The organism is Streptomyces sp. CA-243310, from assembly GCF_050936775.1.
Lineage (GTDB): Bacteria > Actinomycetota > Actinomycetes > Streptomycetales > Streptomycetaceae > Streptomyces.
The window spans coordinates 3,771,789-3,797,210 of record NZ_JBNJMF010000001.1 but is presented as its reverse complement, the minus strand read 5'-3'; the positions used below and the strand labels follow the sequence as shown (position 1 = coordinate 3,797,210).

At 69.5% G+C, this 25,422-nt stretch carries 24 protein-coding genes and 1 pseudogene; 13 read left to right on the top strand and 12 right to left on the bottom strand.

Going from position 1 to position 25,422, the window contains the following annotated elements; all coding sequences use genetic code 11:
- The first annotated feature begins 21 nt into the window (after window positions 1-21).
- Window positions 22-1,941 carry a molecular chaperone HtpG gene (htpG, locus tag ACQEVM_RS16840; protein WP_433079487.1) on the top strand — a complete coding sequence of 640 codons (1,920 nt, stop codon included), beginning with the start codon at window positions 22-24 and terminating at the stop codon, window positions 1,939-1,941.
- 420 nt (window positions 1,942-2,361) lie between these two features.
- On the opposite strand, the gene ACQEVM_RS16835 is transcribed toward htpG, so the two are convergent.
- Both ACQEVM_RS16835 and ACQEVM_RS16830 read right to left on the bottom strand, forming a co-directional pair.
- Window positions 2,362-2,961, bottom strand: coding sequence for a choice-of-anchor C family protein (locus tag ACQEVM_RS16835; RefSeq protein ID WP_433079485.1), 600 nt, complete (start codon window positions 2,959-2,961; stop codon window positions 2,362-2,364).
- Window positions 2,962-3,182: 221 nt separating this feature from the next.
- Entirely contained in the window at window positions 3,183-3,695 is a 513-nt protein-coding gene (locus ACQEVM_RS16830; protein WP_433079483.1) for a MarR family winged helix-turn-helix transcriptional regulator, read from the bottom strand.
- A gap of 96 nt (window positions 3,696-3,791) precedes the next feature.
- On the opposite strand from ACQEVM_RS16830, the gene ACQEVM_RS16825 reads away from it, so the two are divergent.
- Window positions 3,792-4,274 (top strand): SgcJ/EcaC family oxidoreductase, encoded by a 483-nt coding sequence (locus ACQEVM_RS16825; RefSeq protein WP_433079481.1) that lies wholly within the window; start codon window positions 3,792-3,794, stop codon window positions 4,272-4,274.
- A gap of 151 nt (window positions 4,275-4,425) precedes the next feature.
- On the opposite strand, the gene ACQEVM_RS16820 is transcribed toward ACQEVM_RS16825, so the two are convergent.
- Entirely contained in the window at window positions 4,426-4,746 is a 321-nt protein-coding gene (locus ACQEVM_RS16820) for a hypothetical protein (RefSeq protein ID WP_351382998.1), read from the bottom strand.
- A gap of 281 nt (window positions 4,747-5,027) precedes the next feature.
- On the opposite strand from ACQEVM_RS16820, the gene ACQEVM_RS16815 reads away from it, so the two are divergent.
- Complete coding sequence (locus tag ACQEVM_RS16815) at window positions 5,028-5,252, top strand: DUF2945 domain-containing protein (protein ID WP_433079479.1); 225 nt, start codon at window positions 5,028-5,030, stop codon at window positions 5,250-5,252.
- 333 nt (window positions 5,253-5,585) lie between these two features.
- Here the strand turns inward: ACQEVM_RS16815 and ACQEVM_RS16810 are convergent, their stop codons facing one another.
- The gene (locus ACQEVM_RS16810; RefSeq protein ID WP_433080059.1) at window positions 5,586-6,011 is read right to left on the bottom strand and encodes a VOC family protein; all 426 of its coding nucleotides are present in this window, start codon (window positions 6,009-6,011) and stop codon (window positions 5,586-5,588) included.
- A gap of 398 nt (window positions 6,012-6,409) precedes the next feature.
- Between ACQEVM_RS16810 and ACQEVM_RS16805 the strand changes: the two genes are divergently transcribed.
- The 3 genes from ACQEVM_RS16805 to ACQEVM_RS16795 all read left to right on the top strand — a co-directional run bounded on the left by ACQEVM_RS16805 (window position 6,410) and on the right by ACQEVM_RS16795 (window position 9,677).
- Complete coding sequence (locus ACQEVM_RS16805) at window positions 6,410-6,775, top strand: amphi-Trp domain-containing protein (RefSeq protein WP_433079477.1); 366 nt, start codon at window positions 6,410-6,412, stop codon at window positions 6,773-6,775.
- Between the two features lie 250 nt (window positions 6,776-7,025).
- Window positions 7,026-7,607, top strand: coding sequence for a hypothetical protein (locus ACQEVM_RS16800; protein WP_433079475.1), 582 nt, complete (start codon window positions 7,026-7,028; stop codon window positions 7,605-7,607).
- A gap of 18 nt (window positions 7,608-7,625) precedes the next feature.
- Complete coding sequence (locus ACQEVM_RS16795; RefSeq protein ID WP_433079473.1) at window positions 7,626-9,677, top strand: beta-N-acetylhexosaminidase family protein; 2,052 nt, start codon at window positions 7,626-7,628, stop codon at window positions 9,675-9,677.
- 119 nt (window positions 9,678-9,796) lie between these two features.
- Here the strand turns inward: ACQEVM_RS16795 and ACQEVM_RS16790 are convergent, their stop codons facing one another.
- The 4 genes from ACQEVM_RS16790 to ACQEVM_RS16775 all read right to left on the bottom strand — a co-directional run bounded on the left by ACQEVM_RS16790 (window position 9,797) and on the right by ACQEVM_RS16775 (window position 13,767).
- Window positions 9,797-10,633 (bottom strand): class II fructose-bisphosphate aldolase, encoded by an 837-nt coding sequence (locus ACQEVM_RS16790; protein ID WP_433079471.1) that lies wholly within the window; start codon window positions 10,631-10,633, stop codon window positions 9,797-9,799.
- 133 nt (window positions 10,634-10,766) lie between these two features.
- Window positions 10,767-11,717: an SIS domain-containing protein gene (locus ACQEVM_RS16785; RefSeq protein ID WP_433079469.1), complete on the bottom strand. Its 951-nt coding sequence runs from the start codon at window positions 11,715-11,717 to the stop codon at window positions 10,767-10,769.
- Window positions 11,718-11,899: 182 nt separating this feature from the next.
- A complete protein-coding gene (locus ACQEVM_RS16780; protein WP_433079467.1) occupies window positions 11,900-12,832 on the bottom strand; it encodes a 1-phosphofructokinase family hexose kinase in 933 nt (310 codons plus the stop codon).
- Window positions 12,829-13,767 carry an ROK family protein gene (locus tag ACQEVM_RS16775; RefSeq protein ID WP_433079465.1) on the bottom strand — a complete coding sequence of 313 codons (939 nt, stop codon included), beginning with the start codon at window positions 13,765-13,767 and terminating at the stop codon, window positions 12,829-12,831. Before ACQEVM_RS16775 ends, ACQEVM_RS16780 begins: the two co-directional genes overlap by 4 nt.
- Before the next feature lie 375 nt (window positions 13,768-14,142).
- Here ACQEVM_RS16775 and ACQEVM_RS16770 point away from each other — a divergent pair, with 375 nt between their 5' ends.
- From ACQEVM_RS16770 to ACQEVM_RS16750, 5 genes are all read left to right on the top strand, one after another.
- Window positions 14,143-14,943 (top strand): DeoR/GlpR family DNA-binding transcription regulator, encoded by an 801-nt coding sequence (locus tag ACQEVM_RS16770; protein ID WP_433079463.1) that lies wholly within the window; start codon window positions 14,143-14,145, stop codon window positions 14,941-14,943.
- A gap of 641 nt (window positions 14,944-15,584) precedes the next feature.
- Window positions 15,585-16,853 (top strand): extracellular solute-binding protein, encoded by a 1,269-nt coding sequence (locus tag ACQEVM_RS16765; protein WP_433079461.1) that lies wholly within the window; start codon window positions 15,585-15,587, stop codon window positions 16,851-16,853.
- 35 nt (window positions 16,854-16,888) lie between these two features.
- Window positions 16,889-17,803, top strand: coding sequence for a carbohydrate ABC transporter permease (locus ACQEVM_RS16760; RefSeq protein WP_433079459.1), 915 nt, complete (start codon window positions 16,889-16,891; stop codon window positions 17,801-17,803).
- Window positions 17,803-18,720 (top strand): carbohydrate ABC transporter permease, encoded by a 918-nt coding sequence (locus ACQEVM_RS16755; RefSeq protein WP_433079457.1) that lies wholly within the window; start codon window positions 17,803-17,805, stop codon window positions 18,718-18,720. The genes ACQEVM_RS16760 and ACQEVM_RS16755 overlap by 1 nt, the downstream gene beginning before the upstream one ends.
- A 108-nt stretch (window positions 18,721-18,828) precedes the next feature.
- On the top strand, window positions 18,829-20,958 hold the full coding sequence (locus ACQEVM_RS16750) for a family 20 glycosylhydrolase (protein WP_433079455.1): 2,130 nt from the start codon (window positions 18,829-18,831) through the stop codon (window positions 20,956-20,958).
- Between the two features lie 193 nt (window positions 20,959-21,151).
- Here ACQEVM_RS16750 and ACQEVM_RS16745 read toward each other — a convergent pair whose 3' ends face one another.
- The 4 genes and pseudogenes from ACQEVM_RS16745 to ACQEVM_RS16730 form a co-directional block, all read right to left on the bottom strand.
- Window positions 21,152-21,823, bottom strand: coding sequence for a hypothetical protein (locus tag ACQEVM_RS16745; RefSeq protein WP_433079453.1), 672 nt, complete (start codon window positions 21,821-21,823; stop codon window positions 21,152-21,154).
- A gap of 58 nt (window positions 21,824-21,881) precedes the next feature.
- Window positions 21,882-22,106, bottom strand: a pseudogene (locus ACQEVM_RS16740) (FHA domain-containing protein); the annotation flags it as partial.
- Window positions 22,107-22,402: 296 nt separating this feature from the next.
- Complete coding sequence (locus ACQEVM_RS16735; RefSeq protein WP_433079451.1) at window positions 22,403-22,576, bottom strand: peptidoglycan-binding domain-containing protein; 174 nt, start codon at window positions 22,574-22,576, stop codon at window positions 22,403-22,405.
- Window position 22,577: 1 nt separating this feature from the next.
- Window positions 22,578-22,892, bottom strand: coding sequence for a hypothetical protein (locus ACQEVM_RS16730; protein ID WP_433079449.1), 315 nt, complete (start codon window positions 22,890-22,892; stop codon window positions 22,578-22,580).
- A 1,291-nt stretch (window positions 22,893-24,183) separates the two neighbouring features.
- Here ACQEVM_RS16730 and ACQEVM_RS16725 point away from each other — a divergent pair.
- Window positions 24,184-25,062, top strand: a complete 879-nt coding sequence (locus ACQEVM_RS16725; protein WP_433079447.1) for an isocitrate lyase/PEP mutase family protein — start codon at window positions 24,184-24,186, stop codon at window positions 25,060-25,062.
- The gene (locus ACQEVM_RS16720) at window positions 25,059-25,313 is read left to right on the top strand and encodes a hypothetical protein (RefSeq protein WP_433079445.1); all 255 of its coding nucleotides are present in this window, start codon (window positions 25,059-25,061) and stop codon (window positions 25,311-25,313) included. The genes ACQEVM_RS16725 and ACQEVM_RS16720 overlap by 4 nt, the downstream gene beginning before the upstream one ends.
- The last annotated feature ends 109 nt before the right edge of the window (window positions 25,314-25,422 follow it).

Sequence of the window (25,422 nt, the reverse complement as noted above, 5' to 3'; positions counted from 1 at the left end):
CCGTATAAGGAAGGAGCCCCCGTGGCTAACAGTGTCGAGACGCTGGAATTCCAGGCCGAGACCCGCCAGTTGTTGCGGTTGGTGATCCACTCGATCTACTCGAACAAAGACATTTTCCTACGCGAGTTGATCTCGAACGCCTCCGACGCCCTGGACAAACTCCGCATGGAGTCGCTGACCGCCCCGGAACTGGAGGTCGACACCTCCGACCTTCACATCGCGCTGGAAGTCGACCAGGATGCCCGGACGTTGACCGTCCGCGACAACGGGATCGGCATGAGCCGGGACGAGGTCGTGGAGCTGATCGGCACGATCGCCAAGTCCGGCACGGCCAGTCTGCTGCAGAAGATCAAGGATGCCGAGGACGATGCCGCGGCGCAGAGCCTGATCGGCCAGTTCGGCGTCGGTTTCTACTCCGCTTTCATGGTCGCCGACAAGGTCACCCTGCGCACCCGTCGAGCCGGCTCCGAGGCGGGGTCCCAGTGGGAGTCCGACGGCGAGGGAAGCTACCGGATCCAGGCCGTGGAGGGCCTGCCCGTGGGGACCTCGGTGACCCTGCATCTCAAGCCGGCCGACAGCGAGGACGAGCCGGCCGACTACCTGGCCGGTTGGAAGATCCGCCAGATCGTCAAGCAGTACTCGGACTTCATCCGCTGGCCGATCCGGATGGCTGCCGAGTCCACGGACGGCGGCGACGCCGCCACAGGCGAGGTCGAGACGCTCAATTCGATGAAGGCCCTGTGGGCCCGCCCCCGAAGCGAGGTGACCGAGGCCGAGTACAACGAGTTCTACAAGCAGATCAGCCACGACTGGCTCGACCCGGCCGAGACCATCCACATGCGCGCCGAAGGCACCTTCGAGTACGAGGCGCTGCTGTTCATTCCCTCGCAGGCCCCGTTCGATCTGTTCTCGCGGGAGAGCAAGCGCGGTGTGCAGTTGTACGTCAAGCGCGTGTTCATCATGGACGACTGCGAAGCGCTGATGCCGAACTACCTGCGCTTCGTCAAGGGTGTGGTGGACGCGCACGACCTGTCGCTGAACGTGTCCCGCGAGATCCTCCAGCACGACCGCCAGATCCGCAACGTGCGGCGGCGTCTGGTGAAGAAGGTTCTGGGCGCGCTCAAGGACGTACAGGGAGCCGACGCCGAGCGTTACGCCCAGCTGTGGGGCCAGTACGGCCGCGTCCTGAAGGAGGGCCTCCTCGAGGACACCGACAACATCGAGGCACTCCTGCCGCTGGTCTCGGTGGACTCCACGCACGACAAGGAGAAGACCACCACCCTGCGCGAGTACGTAGAGCGCATGAAGGACGGCCAGGAGGCGATCTACTACCTGACCGGCGAGACCCGCGCCACGGTGGAGAACTCTCCCCACATGGAGGCGTTCGCCGCCAACGGGTACGAGGTCCTGATCCTCACCGACCCCGTGGACGAGGTCTGGACCGACCAGGTTCCCGCCTTCGACGGCCACCGGCTCCAGTCGATCGCCAAGGGGCAGGTCGACCTCGGAGAGCAGGCCGCCGAGGGTGACGAGGCAGCCGAGGCCGAGAAGGTCAAGCGCGAGGAGGCGTTCGCCACCCTGTTGCCCTGGTTGACCACGGCCTTGTCCGAGCAGGTCAAGCAGGTCCGCCTGTCGTCCCGGCTGACGACATCGGCCGCGTGCATCGTCGGTGACGCCCAGGACATGACTCCGACCCTGGAGAAGATGTATCGGGCGATGGGGCAGCACATGCCGCAGGTCAAGCGGATCCTGGAACTCAACCCGACACATCCGTTGATCGTCGCGCTGCGCACGGCTCACCAGGCGAACGCCGATGACCCGGCGCTGTCGGAGATCGCCGAGCTCGTCTACGGCAGCGCCCTGCTCGCCGAAGGCGGCGACCTGCCCGACCCGGCCCGCTTCACGCGGCTGCTCACCGAGCGTCTGACCCACGCCATGTGACGGATGGGCCGGCCGGCCGGCCGCCCGGCCCGAGCGGGGGTGCGTCCACACCTCCGCTCGGCCTTGCCGATCGAGGTCGCCGATGGCTCCCGCTCCGCACGGTCCGGGAGCCGGTCCCGCGGGCGGTGGTCGGCCGGTCCATCGGGACGTCAACCTTGCGGTCACGGCGGCTTCCGGCTCCCCGGTCCAGGCCCCGGCCGCGCGCGCCGAACAGGCGCTGCCGCTCCGGGAAACCCGCCGCCGCCCGGCACGTGTCCTGACCGGTTGCCCGCGTCGACCGCACATCGAGGGGCGGAGGCCTTGGCCGTACTGCCTGGGAGGCTGTCCCGCTGGTCACGGCCGGGACGTATCGAGGGCCCGGCAGCAGCGAAGCCGGGCCCTCCCCGGCCGACGCCGGACGCCGGACGCCGGACGAGTTTGTCAGGTGCCGCAGGAGCAGGGGCAGCAGCTTTGGACGCGGACGTCATCGATGACCGGCCCGTAGGACCCGGCCACGGTGCTGGCGAATCCGAGGGTCGTGGAGGCGGCGCCCGCGACGAAGGTGACCTGGCGGTTCACGTAGCCCATGGCGGGGCGGGTCTTGCCGGTGGAGTCGAAGGAGAAGTCCTGGATGTTCTGACCGTCCAGCAGGACGCGGCCGGTCTTCACCGCGGGCCCTCCTTCCGGGTTCGCGGCGAGTGAGTACGTCACGGTGTACCTCTGGCCCGCCGTCGTGGCGAAGGTCTGGGCGACCGCGCCGGCCTGGGCGGCGTTCAGGTCGACGGACTGATCCCCCTCCGCGGCTTGCCAGAACCCGGCGCCGATCAGGTCCACCGCTCCGCTGGTGACCCTCCACGGCCCGATGGACTGCCCGGCACTCACGGTGGTGAACGCATTGACCGGCGCCACGGGGTACTCGAAGCTCCCGTCGTCGAATCGGCTCACCGCCGCCGCGGCGGGCGCGGCGAGGGCTAAACCGGAACCGGCGGAGAGCAGGGCCGCAATGGTGACGGCGATGAGGGACGTACGGGAAACCGCCATGTGTTCCTCCCGGAGGACGAGGGTGGCTTGGACACCTCAACTGTGGTGATCTCTCCGCGGCGTGCACAAGGATCGCGACCCGGAGTGCGGGGGCACATGCCCGCTGAAACGACCGCCGTCATACCGGTTGGCGCTACCGGAAGCCGTTTCGCGGCGGTGTCCGGGCACCGGGGCCGCCCGGGCGGCAAGGGGGCCGCCGGCACGCCCGTCCCCTGTCGGGGCTACGGCCGTCCCGGATCGGATGACTGCTTCCGGGTGGCGGTCCTGCTCCGCCGGGACTGGGTGTTCTGTCGGATCTCCTCGGTCGCGGCTCGGAACGCGGGTGCCGCTCGGGCGAAGTAGTCGAAGAGCAGGTCCTGCTGCTCGGGTGTGTAACCGCTGATCACCTCGGAGATGTGGCGGCGAGCCGGTCCGACGACGTCCTCGATTCGGTCCAGTGCCTCCGGCACGGGTTCGACCATGACCCGGCGGCGGTCGTTGACGTCGGCTGCACGGCGGGCATATCCGGCCCGTTCGAGCCGGTCGATGAGCCGGGTGGTCGCGCCGGTGGTGAGTCCGGTCCGTGACGCCAACTCGCCGGAGGACAAACCCCCCTCCAGAGTGATGAGGCTGAGGGCGTACCACTCCGAGGTATGCAGTCCGGCCGCCGCCGCGCCGGCCAGGCCCTGAAGACCCACGGCGTCCAGATACTGACGGAAGACCAGGTGCGCGTCCGCACGATCGGGTGTTGCCATACCGGAGTACCCCTCCTACATTGATATCTGCACACATGCAGATACTGCTTCGAGTCAGTATCTGCCTCAGCTTAACGAACTGACAGGGGGTACGTCATGCAGTCAGACGCCGGTTCGGGTCACACCCGCCCGACAGTCACGAGAGAGGAAGCCGCCGTGCGAGAGGTGCTCGCCCGCCTCGTCGCCGCATGGGACCGTCATGACGCCGAGGCTTACGGCGCGCTCTTCACCGAGGACGCCTCGTACACCACCTACATCGGCACCCTCTACCGCGGACGACGGGACATCGTGGAGAGCCACCGCACACTCTTCGCCGGTTTCCTCAAAGGAACCCGACTGGCCGACGAGATGTTCGACATCCGCTTCCACGGATCCGCCACGGCGGTCGTCACCGGGCGCGGAGACACGTACAAGGGCAAGCGACCGCGGAAACCGGGCAAGGTGCAGACGTACACCGTTGTCCTCGAAGCGGACGGGCAGTGGCGGATCGCCGCGTTCCACAACACCCGGCGCAAGCCGCTCATGGAAGCCGTGTCGTACAGGCTCGCCCCTGGTCTCGTCCCGGCGGCCGAGCGCTGAGCGAGCCGAGCGCGCGCCCGCCGACCGCTCCCGCTTCCGATCCCGGCGCCGGGATCGGTATCGGTATCGGGGGGTATCGGGGGCCGGGGAGGAAGAGGCCGGACGACCGCCTCGGTCTCCCGGCCTCATCGCCCGGCGACCGGGCTCGTTCTCAGTCGGTGTCGTCGAGGGCGAGGGTGAGGGCGAGGTTCTGGAGGAGCTCCTCGGTGGGGTTCTCGGGATCGGTGTCGTCATGGGCGTCGGCGACCGCCTGGAAAGCCAGGATGAAGCCGGTGACCAGCGCGTTGAAGGGCTGGGACACCTGTTCCAGCACGGCGAGCCCCGTCTCCTCCGGACCGGCACCGGCGGGGACGAGGAACTGCGTGGGGACTACATCTGCCAGCAGGCCCGAGACGAAATCGCTGTCGGCGCCGGACCTCAGGGCCGTGAGAGCGGCGATGGCTTTGAGTTGGATCTCGTTGTCCGTCACCATGCCGAGCGTAGACCGCCGGCGGTGAACACGGCCTCTCCGCTGCCTCGCGTTCCTCTACCCGAGGTCCGAAACATCGCCGGAACCCTCCGGCTGACTGCGGTGGAGCATGCCTTCGACGCCCGGGCCCACCGTCGTCCGCGTGAGTCGAGCCCCGCCCCACCCGCGAGCGCACGGCTCGGCGCGACCGGGGCGGCCCGCGGGCCCTGCGAGCGGTTGCGGGCCGGCTCGCCGACGGACAGCATGATCGGGTCCGGCGGCGGGGATCGGAGAAGGGGACGGCCATGGCCAAGGACGACGAGTTCGGCAAGGGCGACAAGGTCTCGTGGAGCAGCCACGGCGCGAAGGTACCCGGCGAGGTCAAGAAGAAGATCACGAAGCGCACGGAGGCGGCCGGCCGTACCGTCGACGCCTCCCAGGACGAGCCGCAGTACGAGGTGGAGAGCGACAAGTCGGGCCGCAGGGCCGTTCACACACCACAGTCGTTGCGCAAGCGCGGCAAGAAGTGAGGGCGGACCGCACCGGGCACGACTCCGGGCGCCGGATCGCACAGCCGCTGCGCACCGGAAGGGCCGACCTCGACGAGGACCGACCCTGCGCACGTGCGCAGGGTCATCGGGTATCCGCACCCGCACATCGCGCGCGCAGAGGCCCGAGGGCGACATCACCGTCACGAGAAGGCGTCAGTCGCCGATGAACTGGGGTCACGACCCCCGGGAGTGACGGTGTACCGCCGAGTGTCGAACCGGCGCGCCCGGCGATCGGGCCGGCCGACGCCACCGAGATCGGGTCGGCCGCAGTGAGCCGTGAGGCCGGTCGCCGCTCAGCCGCGACCGGTTCTCTCAGCCGATCTGCTCGGCGAGGGCGAGGATGATGCCGGCGGGGCCGCGAAGGTTGCAGAGGCGGTAGCTGTCCTCGTACCGCGCCACCTCGCCGAGGAGTTCGGCGCCATGGAGGCGCAGGCGGGCGATGGTGTCGTCGATGTCGTCGACGGCGAACATGACCCGGTGCAGCCCCCTGGTGTTGGGGGGAGGATCGAGCGGACTGCCGTCGATCGCCGCAGGTGTACGGAACACCGTCAGCTCCAGCCTGCCGTGGCCGTCCGGGGTCCGCATCATCGCGATGACACTGCGGACGCCGTCGAGTCCGACCATGTGGTCCGCCGCGAGACCCTCGATCTCCGCCGTGCCTTCCAGCTCCATGCCCAGTTCGGCGAAGAAGGCGATGGCAGCGTCCAGGTCCTCGACGACGATGCCCACGTTGTCCATCCGCTGAAGCGCCACGGCGATTCTCCTTCTGCGTCGTCTTCATCTTCTTCGTCTTCATCTTCTTCGTCGTCTTCTTCATCGCACAGCCGTTGCGCACCACCGATACACCCGGGACGGAGCCGACGTCACATTCTCGACGCCCGGCACGCACCGGGTTTCGAGGAACTGCTTGCGACCGCCACCGGTCGGTGATGCCCACGTGGCATGCCCGCCGCGAACCGAAACCCGTCCGCGCACACCCGACCGGCGGCATCGCGCCTCCCGTACTCGCCCGTGGCACCGGCGGGTGTCGCGGCCGGGGCCACTCCGGGCCCCTCGGTCGTTCATGAGGATGTCCGATCCGACACATGACCTCAGAATGGACGATGTGTACTGCCTGTCCAGGATTGGAAGGAAACATGTCGGATCTCAAGTTTGAGCAGAAGCGCTCGCTGTCACGCCTGGAGGCGGCTGACCAGCTCACGGCCCTCGCAACCGCGCTGAGGAAGGGCGGGGAGGTCGACCTGGAACTCGGCGCCGGAACGCTGAGCCTGCGGATCCCCGACGACCTTCGCAGCGAGATCGAGATCGAGATCGGCAGCGGGGAGATCGAGCTGGAGATCGAGTTCAAATGGCCGACCTCATCGGGCCGGAAGGCGGCGTCACAGGTGGCCACCCCGGCGAAGGCGCCGAGGCGAAAGGCCACGACCACCGCCAAGGCCGGCCGGAGCAGCACGGCCGCCGGCAGCAAGAACGCCAAGCGACCGGCCGCGAAGACGCCGTGAGCCCCGCCGCTCCCGGCGGATCCCGCGCCACGCACACACGGTCGGACACCCGGCTCCGGACATCTCTTCGCCTCCGGGGTCGGGACTGACGGCGCCGTACGGCGGGTCGCCGTGGAGGCCGAGGGCGCGGCGAGTGTGGCGGCGGTGTGCCGGGGCACCCGGGACGACGTACGGCAGGCCGTCGCCTCGGTCCGGGGGACCGTGTACGCCCGGTGATGGTGGTGGTGGCCGCCTACGAGGCCTGGCCGGGGTGAAGATCCGCACCGGGGCCGCCGAGGCGCTCGCCGGCGGTACGGCGCTGGTCAAGGAGGCGCGGGGGCTGGACGGCGCGGGGGCCGTGGACGTCTGCCTCGCGGACGCCTCGCGCGCCGGCCACGGGCTGATGGGCCGGTACGCGTCGAAGATGACCGCGGCCGGGGCGGGGGTGGCTGTCCTGGCCGACACGGTCGGGGACCAACTGCCGCTGGAAGCAGGCCAGATGTTCACCGATGTCGGCTCGGCGGCCGGCCCGGACACGGTCCTCGCCTCCCTTCTGCACAATGGTCTCGGTCTGGGCATCGCCAACTCGCTGGAGGCGCGCAGGGCGGGCCGGTCGACCGGCCGGCCGACCGGCCCGCCGGGAGTTCTGACCGCCCGGCGGAATCAGTGCCCCACACGTGACCTGCGGTCTCGCTGCTCCGTCGTGGGCTCGCGCGGTCGCACGCCGCACACAGAGTCGGCTCCGGGGACACGCTTGACCGCGGCATCCCGAAGAAGGCCTGATCTCGTCGCCTGGCACCGTTGCCGCGGGCGGGAGAACAGCGATAGCTTGGGGCACCGGAATGTGGTCTAGACCACTCTGGGAGGTCTCATGCAGAACCACAGGGCCGTCGTCGGAGCACACTTGGCCCTTGTCGTCGCCCTCGCCATGGGCGTCCTCGCCCCCGATTCCCCGGTGGCGCGGGCCGCGCCCCCGACGGCCCCCGTGGGCCGTGCCTCGTCCATCCCGCTGCCGCCGATCACGCCAGTCCCCCGGTCCGGCTCCGGCACCCCGGACAGCGCCGCCGTCACGGATCGGGTCCTCGTCGTCGCCGACGATCGCACGGACGCCGCAGCTCGCGACCGTCTCGTCGCCGAACTCGCGGCCCACGGCGCCGACCGCGTGGACATCGTGGCCCCCGACGCCGTCCCTGCGGCGCCCCGGAGCCTGTTCACCGTCCTCCTCGGCCCGGCCGACCGTCCTGACATCGCCGCGGCCCTGGCCGGGACGGCGGTACCCGACCAGGCCGAGGGCTACGCGCTGAACGTGCGCGGCAGCAGGCGCCACGGGCAGGTCGCCCTCGGCGGGCACGACGCGGCAGGACAGTTCTACGCCGTGCAGACGATGCGCGGGCTCTTGCGGTTCGAGGACGGCGACGACCCGCACTGGCGGGTGGCGGGCGCCGAGATCAGCGACTTCCCGGCCATGGCGCTGCGCGGCACGGTCGAAGGGTTCTACGGTCTCCCGTGGACGCACGCCGAGCGCCTCGATCAGATGGACTTCTACGGCGACGTCAAGGCCAACACCTACGTGTACGCGCCCAAGGACGACCCCTACCACCGCGGCAGGTGGCGCGATGCCTATCCGGCGGCCAAGCTCGCGGACCTCGGCGAGCTGGTGCGGCGCGCGACGGCGAATCACGTCCGTTTCACCTTCGCCGTCTCGCCCGGCGAATCGATCTGCTACTCCGACCCGGAGGACCGCAGGGCACTCAAGACCAAGCTCGCGGCTCTCCACGACCTGGGCACCCGATCCTTCTCCATCCCTCTCGACGACATCAGTTACACCCGGTGGAACTGCGAAGGCGACAGGGCGGCATACGGAGCCCCGGGACGCGCCTCGGCCGCCCGCGCGCAGGCGGACCTGCTGAACGACGTGCAGCACGACTTCGTCGCCACGCGCTCGGGTACCGAACCCCTTCAGACGGTGCCCACGGAGTACGGCGATCTGACCGACACCGCCTACAAACAGACGCTGCGCTCCACACTGGACCCGGCGGTCGTGGTGATGTGGACGGGCACCGACGTCGTACCACCGAAGATCACCGCAGAGGAGGCGGACCGCGCGTCCGCTCTGTTCGGACGGAAGGTCTTCGTTTGGGACAACTATCCGGTCAACGACTTCGGCAACACGAGCGGGCGTCTGCTGCTCGCCCCCTACGACAAGCGGGAACCCGGCCTGTCGCGGCACTTGGCGGGCATCGTGGCGAACCCGATGAACCAGCCGTACGCCTCCAAGGTCGCCGTCTTCGGGGTAGCCGATTTCACCTGGAACGACACGGCGTACGACGCCGCGGGGAACAATCGTCGCGCCATGGCCTACCTGGCGGACGGCCACCGCCCGTCAACGGAGGCCCTGCTCGTCCTCGGCGACCTCCAGCACATGGCACCGACGTTCGGGGGGACACCCTGGCAGCCACAGGCGCCCGAACTCGGCCAGAGGGTGGCGCGGTTCTGGAGGGACTGGGACGAGGGTGACCGCGCCGCGGCCGTCCGGGAGCTGCGCACGTACGCGGAGGCGATCCGGCAGGCACCGAGCACCGTGCGCGGCGGCCGGGTCGAGCCGGGGTTCACGCTCGACGCGGCGCCCTGGCTCGATGCCACCGAACTGTGGGGCGAGGCCATGGTTCGGACGCTCGACGCGCTCGACGCACGCCGTACCGGCGACAACGACGCGGCGCAGAGGCTGCTGGCCGAGTCGCGGGCCCTACAGCAGCGCGCCAAGGCCGTACGCGTCGTGCCCGCGCGCAACACGTGGGGCAGCGTGCAGCCCAGGGTGGGTGACGGCGTCCTGGACCTCTTCCTCGTACAAGCGGACGACCGGCTGCGGGGATGGGACATCGCCGGCGGTGGACAGAACCATGCCGTCAACGACGGCCGGTAGAGAACCCGTTGGACCTCCGGCTGCTTTGACCACTCGTGGGTGCGGATCGCCCTCACCACTGCGGCCAAGGCCGCTGTGGTGACGCCGGCCGGACCGGAGAGGACACCGATGTCGTGTGGTCAGCGGGCAGCGAGAACGCGCAGGAGCCGGGCCACTTCGGCTGCCACCGCGTCTCGGGCGGGGCCCAGGTAGGTACGGGGGTCGGCGGCGCCGGGTTCCGTCCGCAGTCGATCACGCAGGGTGCGCGTGAAGATCTTGTTGAGGTGAGTGGAGATGTTGACCTTCGTCATTCCGGCGGTCACGGCCTTGGCGAGGTCCGTGTCGTCGACGCCCGAGGAGCCGTGCAGGACCAGCGGCACGTCGAGCGAGTCCCGCAGGCGGGTCATCAGGTCGAAATCGAGGACGGCGTCACGGGTGAGCATGGCGTGGGAGCTGCCCACGGCGACGGCCAGGGCGTCCACGGCCGTCGCCGTCGCGAACGAGCGGGCTTCGTCGGGATCGGTGCGGACGCCGGGGGCGTGCGCACCGTCTTTGCCGCCGATCTCGCCCAGTTCGGCCTCGACCCATACGTCGGCCCGGTGGCACTCCTCGGTGATGGCCCGTGTCGCGGTGACGTTGGCGTCGTAGGGCAGTCTGGACGCGTCGAACATGACGGAGCTGAAGCCGAGCTGGGCGGCTTCCCGCACGAGTTCGACGGACTCGGCATGGTCGAGATGAACGGCCACCGGCACGGAAGCCGCTCGGGCGAGGGCGAGGGAAGCGAGTCCGATCGGGGCGAGCGAGCCGTGGTAGCGGGCGGTGTTCTCGCTGATCTGGAGGATGACGGGCAGTCCGGCCAGCTCGGCTCCGGCGACGATGGCCTCGGCGTGTTCGATCTGCACGACGTTGAACGCTCCGACGCCGTAGCTTCCGGCGTATGCGGGGCCGACGATGTTGTCGGTGGAGGTCAGAGGCATGAAGGTTCTCCACGAAGGTGGTGGCGGAGCGGCGGTCGGGCGCCGGCGACGGTGTCACGGGCCGAAGACGACAGCGGTCGCCGGCCGGAAGCGCCCCGGAATCCCGTGGGTGGTCAAGGAGGTCCCGGGCTCCTCACACGGCGGTGGTGCCGAGGATCACCGAGCGGGTGAGATTCTGCGGGCGGTCGGGGTTGTACCCGCGGGCTTCGGCGGCGAGTACGGCCAGGCGCTGGGCGACGATCAGGTCGGCGAGCGGGTCGATGTCCCCCGGCGCGTCCGTCGACGCGGAGCGGAAGAGGCCGCCGACGCGTGCGATGTCGTCGGCGAGGCCTTGGGGGGCGGGGCCGAACAACCAGGCGACACGGCCGGGGCCGGTGATGCTGATGGGACCGTGGCGGTATTCCATGGCGGGATACGCCTCGGTCCAGGCTCCGGCGGCCTCGCGCATCTTCAAACCGGCTTCGAGCGCGAGCCCGTAGGACCAGCCCGTTCCGAGGAACGTGAACTGCTCGGCACCACTCACTTCGGGACTCAGTGGAAGCTCGATGGCGCGCCCGGCGTCCTGGATGGCCTGCGCGATGGGCCGTATGCCGGCCGGCAGGGCGCCTTCGGCCTCCAGATGTGCACGCAGGAGGACCAGGGCGGTGGTGGCGAACCGGGTCTGTACGACCGACTCCTCATCGGCGAAGTCGAGTACCGCCACGTTGTCGGCGGCCGTCATGACGGGCGTGGCCGGGTCGGCGGTGAGAGCGGTGGTCTCGGCGGTGCCTCTGGCCTTCGCCAGCAGGTCGAGGACCTCGGTGGTGGTGCCGGAGCGTGTGATGGCCACGATCCGGTCGTAGGCGCGGCCGCTGGGGAACTCGGAGGCCGCGAACGCGTCGGTCTCGCCGTGGCCGCCGCTCTCGCGCAACTGCGCGTAGGCGTGGGCCATGAACCAGGAGGTACCACAGCCGACCACGGCGACACGCTCACCGCGCCGGGGCAGGGCGGCGGCGAAGGACCCGACCGACCGGGCCGCTCGCCTCCAGGTCTCGGGCTGTGAGGCGATTTCGACGGAGGTACGGGAAGTGTCGCGAGGGGGCACGTCGGTTCCTTGTGTTCGGGCCGGCCGGGGGTCTGTCGTCCGGGGGTCTGTCGTCGGAGGTCTCAAGATGCTGTTCCATGGACATCTGATATGTCAATTACTGCTCGAATAGACGCACTACCGAGCACTGGCGAGCATGTACGTCACCACTCGACGCCTGGGTACGTTGCCCTGTGGCGGCATCAGCGAGAGCGGGCCGGACGTACTTCCTCCACCTGGACCGCGGAGAGGAACCGGCGGTGGACGGCGGCGTCGACGTCGCCGGCGGCCTGGCAGGGGACCGCGGCGGCCGACAGCGACACGGCGGCACGCAGGATGTCCGGCCACGCCGATCCGGCCTCCAGCCCGGCCGCGATCGACGCCACACAGGCGTCGCCGGCGCCCGTCGGGTTTCCGGACAGTCGCTCGGGAGGCACTGCCCGCCAGGCCCCCTCGGGGGTGTTCGCGTGCAGGCCGTCGGGCCCGACGGATGTCACGACCGACCGTGCTCCCCCGGCCCGCAACATGGCGGCGGCCCGTGCCGGGTCCTCGCATCCCGTCGCCGCCATGGCCTCGGCGGCATTGGGTTTGATCACGTCGGGGCGGGCCGGCAGAGCGTGGAGGAGGGCGGCACCACTGGTGTCGAGAATCGTGAGCGCGCCGGCCGCCGAAGCGGTGTCGATCAGTTGCGCGTAGGCGTCCGCCGGCAGGCCGGGCGGGATGCTGCCACTCAGGACGACCACCTTCACCCCGGCGAGCAGTTGGGCGTAGTGACGGGCGAAGAGCCGCCATGTGGTGGGGCCCACGTACGGCCCCCGCCCGTTGAAGACGGTGGCGTCGCCGTCGTCGCGCGCGACGACGGCGAGGGTCCGTCGCGAGTCGCCGGTCACGTCGAGGAACGCGTCCCGGATGCCCGCGGTGCGCAGCCCGTCTCGGATCAGGCGGCCGGTGGCTCCGCCCACGAAGCCGGTCGCCACCGGGGCGTGTCCGAGGAAGCCGAGCACGCGGGCGACGTTGATTCCCTTGCCGCCCGCACGTTCGTGCACGGTGTCGACCCGGTGCGAGGTGCGGGGTCGCAGACTGTCGACGCCCCAGGTGACGTCGAGGGCGGCGTTCAGGGTGACGGTGAGAATCACGGGGTGCTCGCTCCTGTTCGCCGGGTGGCCGCGATGTGCCCGGCTGCCTGCCAGGCGGCGAGACCCGCACCGATACACCCGGCCTGATCTCCCAGCCGGGCGCGGACGATTGCGGGGCGACGTTGGAAGGTGAGGCGTTCTTCCAGCCCGGTGCGCACGGGGTCGAGCAGGAGCCTGTCGGCCTCGGCGAGGCCGCCGCCCAGCACGATCAGCTCCGGCGCGAGCAGGGAGGTGGCGATCGTCAGCGCGTCCGCGAGTCCGTCCGCCGCCCGTTTCCAGACCGCTCGCGCCACGGGGTCGCCCTGCGCGGTCAAGGCCGCGACCTCGGCCGCACCGGTCACCGTCCGCCCGGTGCGCACGGTGTACGCGGTCGCAACGGCGGTGGCGGATGCCACGGTCTCCAGGCAGCCGGAGTTTCCGCAGGCGCACGACACCCCACCGGACTCGACGGCGATGTGGCCGAGTTCGCCGGCGTATCCGCCGGATCGGATCGCCTTGCCGTCGCAGACGAGGGCGGCGGCGATTCCGGTGCCTATGGCAACGAAGAGCACGTTCGCCGCCGCGCGAGCCGCCCCGAGGGCGCCTTCGGCCACGCCGCCCGCGCGGACGTCGTGGCCCAGCGTGACGCGCAGCCCGGTACGCGCCTCCATGAGGGCCGCGAGCGGCAGATCGCGCCAGCCGATGTTGGCCGACCAGACGGCCCTCTGCCGGTCCTCGTCGACGATGCCGGGGACCACCACGCCCGCGTGGTGCACTGACAGCCCTCGCCGGGCGGCCATCCGGTCCAAAGCGAGCAGGGTGTCGGCCATGGCGTCGAGGACCGCGGGCGGGCCGTCGGCTCGCGGCGTGTCCCGGCGCACGGTGTCCAGCGACCGCATGCCGTGGTCGAAGATCGCCCCTTTCATACCGGTGCCGCCGACGTCGAGACCCAGCACACACCCATGCCCGGAGGGGTCACCGGACACGGGCGGGCCTTCGGACGAGGGGGACGGGCACGGCGGAGACGCCCCTGTCCTTACAGTCGATGTCGAACCACGACTACGATCAAACATGCACGTTTCCAGTCTCTATCAAGCAGGTTCTTGCATCAGTAGTGATCGCAGTATTCATCGAGACCGTGCGCCGCGTCCAGAGCCGCGGGCCTCCGACCTTCCCTGGAGTGCACGAATCACGCACGCCACGTGGTGCGCGGGACCGCAGCGTTACGATCAACTTCGCGCATACCTGTCGAGGTCCGACAGACCGCTCCGGCGGCCCTCGCCCTCGGTGCGCGCCATTCGAGGTTCCAAGGCACAGAGGGGATGCGGGGCATGTCAAAGCAGGAGCGGTGGAGCAAGCTGATGGAACTGCTCGCGGTCGACGGCAAGCTGGACGTGGAGGAGGCGGCCACTGCGGTGGCGGTGTCGCCGGCGACCATCCGCCGCGACCTCGACGAACTGGCCGAGCAGAAGCTGCTCGTCCGCACACGTGGAGGAGCCATTGCGCACGGTGTCTCCTACGAGCTTCCGCTGCGCTACAAGTCCTCGCGGCGGGTCACGGAGAAGCAGCGCATCGCCAACGCCGTGGCAGACCTGCTGAGCGAGGGTGACGTCGTCGGCTTCAACGGTGGCACCACCACCACGGAGGTGGCCCGGGCGCTGGTGCTCCGGGCGGGCGGATCGGCGGCCGAGCGGAGGGAGAGCCCCTCGGGGCCGATCTACACGGTCGTCACCAACGCGCTGAACATCGCGGGTGAACTGGCCGTGCGTCCGCAGTTCAAGATCGTGCTGACCGGCGGGGTCGCGCGCCCCCAGACCTATGAGCTGGTGGGCCCGCTGACGGAGGGGGTCTTGAACCAGGTGGTGCTGGATGTCGCCGTGCTCGGCGTCGACGGTGTGGATCCGCAGCTCGGCGTCATGACACACCACGAGGACGAGGCCGGCATCAGCAGGCTCTTCGCGGAGCGCGCCCGGAAGGTGATCCTCGCGACGGACTCCTCGAAGATGGGCAAGCGCGCCTTCGCCAGAATCTGCGGCCTGGACCGGATCGACGTGATAGTCACCGACTCCGGCATCGCTCCCGAGATGGCCGCGCGGCTCACCGAGGCGGGTATCGAGGTGCTCACCGTCTGACGCCCCCTCCTGTTCACGCACCTCCGCCACCAAGCCGGAGGTGGTCCCGGGTGGCCCGTCGACCCCGAGGTGCCGGGCACGCCTCCTCCTGCCGCGCACCTGCGCCCGCCTTCGCAGCAGCGGCCGAGTCCTCCCCGTACGGCCTCCGGGGTGCGCCCGCGAAACGGGCCTGCCCACACCCGGAGGCCCCGTCCTCGGAGGCCCCACACCCGCAAGCCCCACACCCGGAGGCCCCGTACCTCTGGGCCTCGCACCTGGAAGCCTCGTAGTCGCTGCCGCCGCGCAAACCGCCGACGTCTGGTTCGGCTCGCTGCCGCCAAAGGGCAAGGGCGCGCCTGCGACGGTCGGCAACACGGGCCGCGCGAGCGGCCCTTGCCCGGCAGTGGGCGCCCGGTTCGAGCCCTCCCAGCCGCTCCCGCGCAGGCCTGCCGACGTCGCCCCTTGCTCGGAAGGCATCTTTTGCGTAACAGGTCTGGTTCTGAACCTCCTCCCTCGTGTTTACTCTGCCCACAGCAGATGCTCGTTTATGAGCGAAAAGCATTTGGATACTTCAGATGTGCGCACGCTCCGAATCTGCCGTAGTCCCGGACCCCAATGGGCCGTGTCATCTCGGCCGGCCAGGAGAAAAGGCGGTACTGACGATGAACAAGCGGATGTTCGTGGCGGCATGCACCTGCACCCTCGGAGCACTCACCCTCACGGCCTGCGGCGGCAACACCGGCGGCGGCGCACCGGACGGCCGGGACGTGACGCTCAAGCTGGTGGCCGCCGACTACGGCGACAAGGCCTCGAACAGCTCGACGGCCTACTGGAACGACGTGGCGCAGCGCTTCACCGCCGCCCACCCGAAGATCAAAGTGGACGTCCAGGTGATCAACTGGAACGACATCGACTCCCAGGTCAAGACGATGATCCAGAGCGGTAACGTCCCGGACGTCCTACAGACCGGCGGTTACGCGGACAAGGTCGCCGACGATCTGCTGTACAAGGCGGACGAGGTTCTGTCGGAGAAGACCCGCGCCAACCTGATCGACGGTTTCGCCAAGGCGGGTGAGGTCGACGGCACGCGGTACGGCATACCTTTCGTCTCCTCGGCACGGGCCTTCTTCTACAACAAGACCGTCTTCGCCAAGGCCGGCGTCACCGAGGCGCCGAAGACCTGGGGCGACCTCAAGGCCGCAGCCGAGAAGATCAAGGCGACGGTGCCGGGCGTGACTCCCTACGCGCTGCCACTCGGTCCCGAGGAGGCCCAAGGCGAGTCACTGATGTGGGAGTTCGGCAACGGCGGTGGGTTCACGGACGCCCAGGGCACCTACACCTTGAACAGTCAGGCCAACGTCGAGTCGTTCATCTGGCTGAAGGCCAACCTCGTCACTCCCGGCCTGACCTACGCCAACCCCGCGACGACGGACCGCAAGACCGCGTTCGCGGACTTCGCAGCCGGTAAGACCGCGATGCTCAACGGCCACCCTTCGCTGATCCGGATGTCCAAGGACGGCAAGGTCGACTACGGCGTCGTGCCCATCCCCGGAAGAACGGGCGCGCTCAAGTCCACGCTGGGTGTCGCCGACTGGATGATGGCGTTCAAGGACAACGGCCACAAGGCTGAGGTTCGTGAGTTCCTCGACTTCGCGTACTCGAAGGAGAACACGCTGAAGTTCGATGAGCTGTACAACCTGATGCCGGTCACCAAGGACACGCTCCAGGAGATGACCGGCAACGGCAGGCACAAGGACCTCGAGCCCTTCTTCGCGCTGCTGCCGAACGCGGCCTTCTACCCGCTCGGCGACACCTCCTGGGACGCCGTCTCCGCCGAGATCAAGAAGAGCGGTGGCACGGCCGTGAACGACCCGGCCAAGGTGTTGGGCGAACTGCAGAAGAAGGCCGAGGACGCGGTTTCCGACCAGTAGGCCACGCGAACCGCACCGTCACGAAAGGCACCCTCGTGTCCCCCACTTCCTCCACGGCCGGCTCTGGCCGCAAGGGCCGGGGCGGTCTGGCCCGACTGGGGCCCCTGCCCTGGATCGGGCCCGCCGTCCTGCTCATCGTCCTGGTCGTACTCTGGCCGGTCTACGAGATGGTCCGCACCTCGTTCCTGAAGATCAGCAGCAGCGGATTCGTCCGGGGCTCGGCCGGACTCGACAAGTACAAGCAGCTGTTCGACGAATCGTCACTGCCCTCGGTCGTCGTGTCGACCCTGGTGTGGACCGTGGTCGTGGTCACCGCCACCATGGTGACCTCGCTGGCGTTGGCCCAGCTCTTCAATCAGAGGTTTCCCGGCCGGCGCGTCACCCGCTGGGCCCTCATCGCACCCTGGGCCGCATCGGTCGTGATGACCGCCATCGGCTTCAAGTGGATGCTCAATCAGACCGCCGGCGTCCTGAACACGCTCATGAGCGACCTGGGGCTCATCGACGGCCCCAAGGACTGGTTGGGCGACCCCTCGACGGCCTGGCCCTGGATGATGTTCGTCGCCGTCTTCGTCTCCCTCCCCTTCACCACCTACACCCTGCTCGCGGGACTACAGACCATCCCGGACGAGGTCTACGAGGCGGCGAAGGTCGACGGCACCAACACCTGGCAGACGTATCTGCGCATCACCCTCCCGCTGTTGCGGCCGGCGTTCCTCGTCGGTGTCGTCATCAACCTGATCAACGTCTTCAACTCGTTCCCCATCATCTGGAGCATGACCCGCGGTGGCCCGGACAGCGACACCGCCACCACCACCGTGTTCATGTACCAGCTCAAGAACTCCGACATCGGCCAGTCCGCGGCGATGTCCGTCGTGAACTTCGCTCTCGTCGTGGTCATGGTCGTCCTCTTCCTCAAGGTCGGCCGCTGGAACCAGGAGGAGAGCTGATGGCCCCACACACCCTCACCCCTTCGAAGCCCGCTCGGCCCGCCTCGGTCTCCCGCTCCCGGACCGACGGCACCCGCCCCGGCACGTCACGACCTCCGCGCACCCTGCGCGCGCGGACCCTGCTGGTCGCCGCCGTCGCATGGCTGCTGGCGGCCGTGTTCCTTTTCCCGTACGCGGAGATGGTGATCACCGCGCTGCGGCCGGCGCGCGAACTGCGCGACGCCGGCTATCTGCCGGCCGAGTTCGAGTGGACGAACTTCGTCAACGTATGGCGCGAGTCTCACCTCGGGGACAACCTCCGGGTCACGCTGCTGGTCGCCGCGGGATCCACCCTGCTCGTCCTGCTGGTCGCCATCCCCGCCGCGTACTACACCGCGCGCATGAGGTTCCGGGGCCGCAGGCTCTTCCTTCTGCTGGTCCTCGTCACGCAGATGTTCCAGCCCACGTCGCTGCTCGTCGGTCTCTACCGCGAGTTCTACCAGCTGGGCATGCTCAACTCCGTATGGACCCTGATCCTTTGCAACGCGGCCTTCAATCTGGCCTTCGCGATCTGGATCCTCACCGCCTACTTCGCCTCCATCCCCGAAGCCCTCGAAGAGTCGGCCATGATCGACGGCCTGGGGAGGGCGGGAGCGCTGCTGCGCATCACCCTGCCCCTGGCGATGCCGGGAGTCGTCACCGCGATGATCTTCACCTTCATCTCGGCGTGGAACGAATTCGTCATGGGCCTCACCCTCTCCACCATCCCGGAGAGTCAACCGCTGACGGTCGGCATCAACAGTTTCATCGGCAACTACACCGTTCAGTGGAACTACCTGTTCGCCGGCTCGGTCATCGCGATCGTGCCCGTCGTCGTCCTCTTCGCGCTCATCGAGCGGAAGGTCGTCTCCGGTCTCACCGCCGGATCCGTCAAGTGACCCGTCGGCCGCCCCGCCCGCCCCGACCACGGAGGGGCTCGGCGATGGCGTACGCGGGAAATCCGGCCGCCTGCGGGCGGCTCCGCACACCGTCTGAAGGAGTCAACCATGCGCTGGTTGCGCCGACGAGGCCGATGTCTCGCCGCACTCGCCACAGTCGTCCTCACTCTCCCGCTGTCGGCCACGGTCTCCGAGGCGGCGACCGCTCCTCCCCCGGCCGCTCCCCCAGCCCTTGTGCCACAGCCTGTGTCCCACCTGCCGATGGCGGGCAGGGGTTTCACGCTCACCCCCCGGACGCGTATCGCCGTCCTGTCGACGAAGCCCGCCGTGCTGGGCGTCGGCACCTACCTGGCCAGCGTGCTCGCCCCGGCAACGGGCCACACCCTGCCGGTCGTCACGGTCTCGCGGGCGCAGAAGCAGGCCGTCGTCCTGGACCCCGACGGCCCCGAGAAACTCGGCGCCGAGGGATACACGCTGTCGTCCGACAAGGACGGGGTCGTGGTGAGGGCCCACGGAGCCGAGGGGTTGTTCCGCGGTGTGCAGACGCTGCGCCAACTGCTCCCGGCCGCAGTGGAGTCCCCCACCAAAGCGCCTGGTCCCTGGACCGTCTCCCCGGTACGGATCTCCGACTCCCCTCGGTACGCGTACCGAGGCGTGATGCTGGACGTCGCCCGCCGCTTCTATCCCGTGGCCCAGGTCAAGCGCTACATCGACCAGGCCGCGGCGTACAAGATCAACACTCTGCATCTGCACCTGACCGACGACCAGGGATGGCGCATCGCCATCGACGCGATTCCGGAGCTGACGAAGGTGGGTGCCAGTACGCAGAGCGGCTTCACCCACGGCAGCGGTTGGTACTACTCGGCGGCGGACTACAAGGACATCGTCGCCTACGCGCAGTCCCGCTTCATGACCGTGGTGCCGGAGATCGACGGGCCCGGCCACACCCGGGCCGCGCTGGCCTCGGTGCCCGGGCTGAACTGTGACGACAAGGCGAAGCCTCCCTACTCCGGATTCGAAGTCGGCATCAGCCTCTACTGCCTGGAGGACGAGCGGCACACGGCCGACACCACCCGCTTTCTGCGCACCGTCATCAAGGCGGTGGCCAAGCTCACGCCCGGCCCCTACATTCACCTCGGCGGTGACGAGACCCCGCAGGCGACCCCTTCCCGCTACGCCGCCTACGTCGAGGCGGCCACGTCGACGACCACCTCACGGAAGAAGACCGTGATGGGCTGGCACCAGCTCGGCCAGGCCGCGATCCCCGCAGGCAGCCTGATGCAGTACTGGGGAGAGGAGAGTGACCGGGAGAGCATCGGCACGGCCGAGGAGACCGAGACCATCGGCTTCGTCCGCAGCGGGGTGGCCCAGGGCGCCAAGTTCGTCATGTCTCCCTCCGACCACGCCTACCTGGACATGAAGTACGACGTGTCCACCCCCTACGGGCTGAGCTGGTCCGGCTACGTGCCGGTGCAGAGGTCCTACGAGTGGGACCCCGCGAAGGCCACCGCCAAGCCGGACGGCACCGGCTCGATCGTCCCCGCCGGGCAGATCGCCGGCGTCGAGGCCGCGCTGTGGGCGGACCGCGCCTACGAGGGCAGCGACGCGCTGCCGACCCCCACCACCCGCTGGCCCGAACCCTCCGCCTACGCCGAGTACATGAGTTTCCCCCGCCTGCCCGCCATCGCCGAGGTCGGTTGGACCCCGCAGTCCGACCGCGACTGGAAGGACTTCCGCCGGCGCCTGGCCCGCCAGGCACCGCGGTGGACCGCGGCCGGTATCGGCTACCACCCCGCCCCGGGCATTCCCTGGCCCGGCGTCACGAAGGTCGTGGAGGGTGCGCACAGCGTCGAGACAGGAGGCAAGGCGCTGGACAACCCGGGCGGTTCCACGGCCGACGGCGCCGCCATGGCCCTGTGGGCGCCGAACCGCGGACGCAATCAGACGTGGACGTTCACCAAGCAGTCGGACGGCTCCTACACCATGATCAACAAGTCATCCGGGAAGTGCCTGGATGTGGCCGACGGCTCCAGGTCGTCCGGCGCCGCCGCCGTTCAGCGGACGTGTACGGGCGAGATCGGCCAGCGCTGGAAGGTCACACCGCTCGCAGACGGCGAGCACACCATCGCCTCCGCCCGAAGCGGCCTGGTGCTCACGGCCACTTCGGCCACCGACGGCGCCAAGGTAACCCAGCAGAAGGCCACCGGCGCGGCGCTGCAACGTTGGACGGTCGACTGACCTTCACCCGGGTCGGCCGACCTTCCCCCGCTGCGGGCCGGCCCCTTCCCCGCTCCGGACGCGCCTCAGGGCCGTTCGGAGCGGGATGACGGGCGGCGTGGACGGTGGCGGCGAGTTCCCCAGCCCGCCCCGCCCCCGCGAAACCCTCCAGGACCGCGGTCGATGTCGTCCACGTCCGGCAGAACCGTACGCTTCAGCTCGGGTCCGCGAGCGGAATCCTCTCGTCAAGCACCAGGCTGTGTCCCAGCGCATCAGCCGGCAGGGCCTCCACCTCTTCGAGCCAATCGCTGAACCGCTTGTAGAGGGGACCGCACCAGGCCCTGTTGGGAGAGGTGTCCGTCATGGCGACGTACAGGTGGGACCCGAATGAGCTGTCCCAGAGCTTGTCCAGGATCCTCACCAGGTTGTCACCGGACACCTCGATCCGCTGTATACCGTTGTCGAACTTCGTGATGCGGCCTACAGACAGCTTGGGATCCTTGCTGAAGGGTTTGTCCTTCGGCCCCGGTCCGCCACGTCCGGCACGCTCCTGCACCGTGCTCGTGGTCCACGTCGGCGCCCAGTTTCCAAAGGACTTGTGAGCAAGGAACGTCCAGGTGTTCTCGTGGCAGATCAGCGACACGTAGGACACCGCGGCAGCCCTCTTCATGACGTCCAGGTGCCAGCGTGTCAAGATCGCGTCCGTCTCCTTGCGACGCTCCGCTTCCGCCCTCTGCTCCGCTTGTTTTCCGTAGCAGAAGCCGGTTCTCCGCCGCTTCCCTCTTGCGCCTCTCCTCGCGGTCTTCCTCCCGCCAGCGCTTCTCCTGCTCCCACTTCTGGGCAGCGATCTCCCGTTTCTGCTCCTGATTCGCCGTCCACTGGTCAAGCAGCGTCCTCAGCATCCGTTCCCCTCCACTCCGAGCTGCCCGTCGGGCCGCCGCCGGCCTCGCCACGGTGATCGTGGTCCAGGCGCCCATGTGGACCTGGTCGCCGTCGCCGAGGGGGATCGGGACGTACGGCTGGATCGGTTCCTCGGGGGGCACCGGGAGGTCGATGTCCGGGGACTCGCCCGAGGAGGCGCGCCGCCGGCCGATGGTGATCTGACCGCCGGAGAGCGCGAGATGCTGCTCGGGCGAGTACGCGGAAGGCGCCGCGGGGGCGGCTCGTGGCGGCAGCCATGCGGAGGCCGCAGACCTCGCACCGGCCCTCGGAGGCGGACTGCTGCCCGTTCGGGCAGGTCGGCATGGCCACGCTTCCCCTTCCCCTGCGTCATCACCGCAGGCCTCTTCTCAGGTCTTCACTCGGCGGTCGTCTTCACTCGGACGGTCTGCGTCGAACGCGCTTCAAGGGTCGTCTCATCGGCACGGAAGCACTCCCGAGGAAGGCCTCGGGGGCACGGCTTGCTCGGCTCAAGGGTCTCGGTCGAGGATCCGGTGAGGGCCACGCCACCTCCGCCGGCGTGGCCCTATCCTTCCAGCGCCCGACGGGTCGCCGGCCCGTAGGTGCCCCGACCGTCGTCATCGACGCCCCGATCGACCTGGAACTCCCACACCGCCTTCCTGACCGCCGAGTCGAACAGGCCGTTGGGCTTGCCCTTGTACAGGCCATGCGCGAACAGCAGTCTCTGCAGTCTCTTCACCTCAGGGCCCGAGTCCCCGTACCGCAAGGTCGGCGCCCGTGTGGGGGGCGGCGGCCCGGGACTGGGAGAACGGCTCGCGCTCGGTGGCGGGCTCGGCGAAGCAGAACGGGACGGCGAACGGGAGGAGTCGGGAGAGGCTGACGGTGACGCCGAGCGGGAGGCGCTCGGCGACGGGGAACGCGAAGGGGGAATCGAAGAGCCGGACGATCTCGCGGAGGGCGTCGGGAAGGACCCGGGCAGGACCGGGCTCGCCGTGAGAGCCGACGGCCCGGCATCCGGAAGCATGACGTCCTGACCGGAGGAGGCCGGTGCCCACAAGGTCACGGCGGCGCCGCCCACCGCGATCACCACGGTGGCGGCAAGCAGAAGCGGAGCCGGCCGCCGGAAAGCGCGGATCGTGCGCTCCTCGGACCTGCGGGCCGCCCTCCTCGAACCCGCGATCGGCCCACCCCTTCCAGGGACACTCACCTGGCGGGCCGGCTGGAGGGGAACCAAGTCGGCGGCGTGCGGGGTGGGTTCCGACCACGCCAGATGCCCCGGCGGCACGGGAACTCCGTACGCCGGGGTGTCCCATTGCGGCGCCGCCACCGCCCCCGATTTCGGTGACGCATACGTCGGGACCTCCGACTCGCCGGGGTCGGGCAACGTCACGTACGGACGGATCCGCAGGGGCTCGAAACCCGCAGCCGGTGCGCACCGGCAGGCGGCGCCGGCCATCCCGCAATCCGGGCAGCGTTCCACACTCACTGAAATCCCTCCCTTGCCATTGCCGGTGGTCATGGAGACCACCGGGCGGGCTCAGCGGCGTGCCGCCGGCGCGAGAACTGCGCCTGCGGCGACGCCCCCATCACGACGTCGGCCCGCCAGAGTCGAAGCCGCTCGCGAACGGACCGGTTACAGGTGCCTTCGCGACGGCGGTCCCGATCGACGTGGCTCCCCTCACCACCCCCTCGGCCTGACAACGCCCATCGGACGGCGACGGCTGTAAGGCTGGGACATGAACCATCCTCGTGGTTGCGAAGACACATCGCCTCGGATCTCGACGGCAGTGCGTGGGGAGTGGGCATGGGCGCGAAGAGCAGCCACGGAGGTGACTGCGGGTGGGGAGCGACCAGCGGTCCAGATTACCCGCGAACTCGCCCATAACTCAACAGTTCTCAACGCGTATCCCCACGGGACTTTCGACGGGAAAGGCACCTCGTCAGTTCCGATGCGGCCGACCGCCTGCCGACCGCCTGAGGACGCGTCACCACCTCATCCGGCGATCGAGTCAGGGCTCCGACCACAAGGCGGAGCCCATCAAGCATCCCCGTTCAAACAGAACTCAACACTCTTGCCCGGGCGGACGGGGCGAAGGGGCGAGTGCGGCCGACGGGCCCGCCGGCGCACCACTGCCCGCGAGCCCGCCGACCCTCGGCGGCTGCCAAGCCGACTGGCGCAGGGACCTTTCCGTGATGAAAGCGCTACGCCGTTGGCGTGAGGCGCTCGGCGCAGTAACCGTTCCCCAGGAAAAGGTCAGGAAATGATCTGGTTTGGGTAAAGCGCCGCCATGTCGCGGCCCGCTTGCACCCCTCGATGCCCATAGCCCTCCTCGAAGGAGTCTGACCATGAGTTACGGGACCACGCTGCGGGAAGAGATCGCGAAGCCGGGCACGACGCCGCTGATCGGCGTGTACGACATGTACTCGGCGTCCGTGGCCGCCGGACACTACGACGGGATGTTCGTCTCCGGGTTCGGCTTCGCGGCCTCCCACTACGGCCTGCCCGACATCGGGTTCATCGCCTGGCCCGACATGATGGGCTTCGTCCAGCGGCTGCGCGGCGCCTTCCCCCAGCACCACCTGCTGGTCGACATCGACGACGGGTACGTGGACCCCGAGGTGGCCTGTCACGTCGTCGAGGGCCTTGAGCGGGCCGGCGCCTCCGGCGTCATCCTGGAGGACCAGAAGCGGCCACGTCGGTGCGGGCACGCCGACGGCAAGCAGGTCCTGCCGCTCGACGAGTACCTCGACAAGCTCGCCATGGTCCTCGCCACCCGCAAGGACCTGGTCGTCGTCGCCCGCACCGACGCCACCGAGGAGGCCGACATCCTCCACCGCGCGGAAGTGCTGGCCGCCACCGACGCCGACGTCGTCCTGGTGGACGGAGTGCGCAGCATCGAATGGATCGAGCGGATCCGCAAGGTGGTCGGCGGCAAGCCCCTGCTGTTCAACCAGATCGCCGGCGGCAAGTCGCCCCGCCTCTCCCTCACCGAGCTCACCGACCTCGGCGTCGACGTGGCGATCTACAGCACCCCCTGCCTGTTCGCCGCCCATCGGGCGATGGACACCGCCCTCGCCGAACTCCGTCTCGCCGACGGACGCCTGCCCGCCAATCAGGACGGTCAGGAGATCGGGGTCACCGAGTCCACCCGCCTCGTGGCCAAGAACATCGGCCGCCACCACACCCTGCCGGCCACACGGGACAACGCGGACGTGATCGCATGACCCGCACCCGAGTGCGGGCCGCCGCCTACCTCGCCGTCGCGGTCCTCGGAGCCGCCGCCCCGCCCGCCGCAGCCGAAGGAAGCCTCATTACGGTCCTCGACAACTCCCACTCCGACTCCATCCTGGAAGTCGACCGCAGCGCCAACCTCCAGAGCGGCAGCGGCACCGCGGGAAGCGACCACGACGGCAGCGCTGTCGACGTGCTCGCCACCCTCCTCAACAGGGGCACCTCCGCAGAGGACGGCGACTGACGGCCTCCGGGCGCGTCCGGCGGCGATCCCGCCAAGGTGACCGAAGGAGCCAGGCGCGTGGGAGCCCGCCCTTCCCGCGCAGGAGGAAGGGCAGCCCGACCGGGCCGTC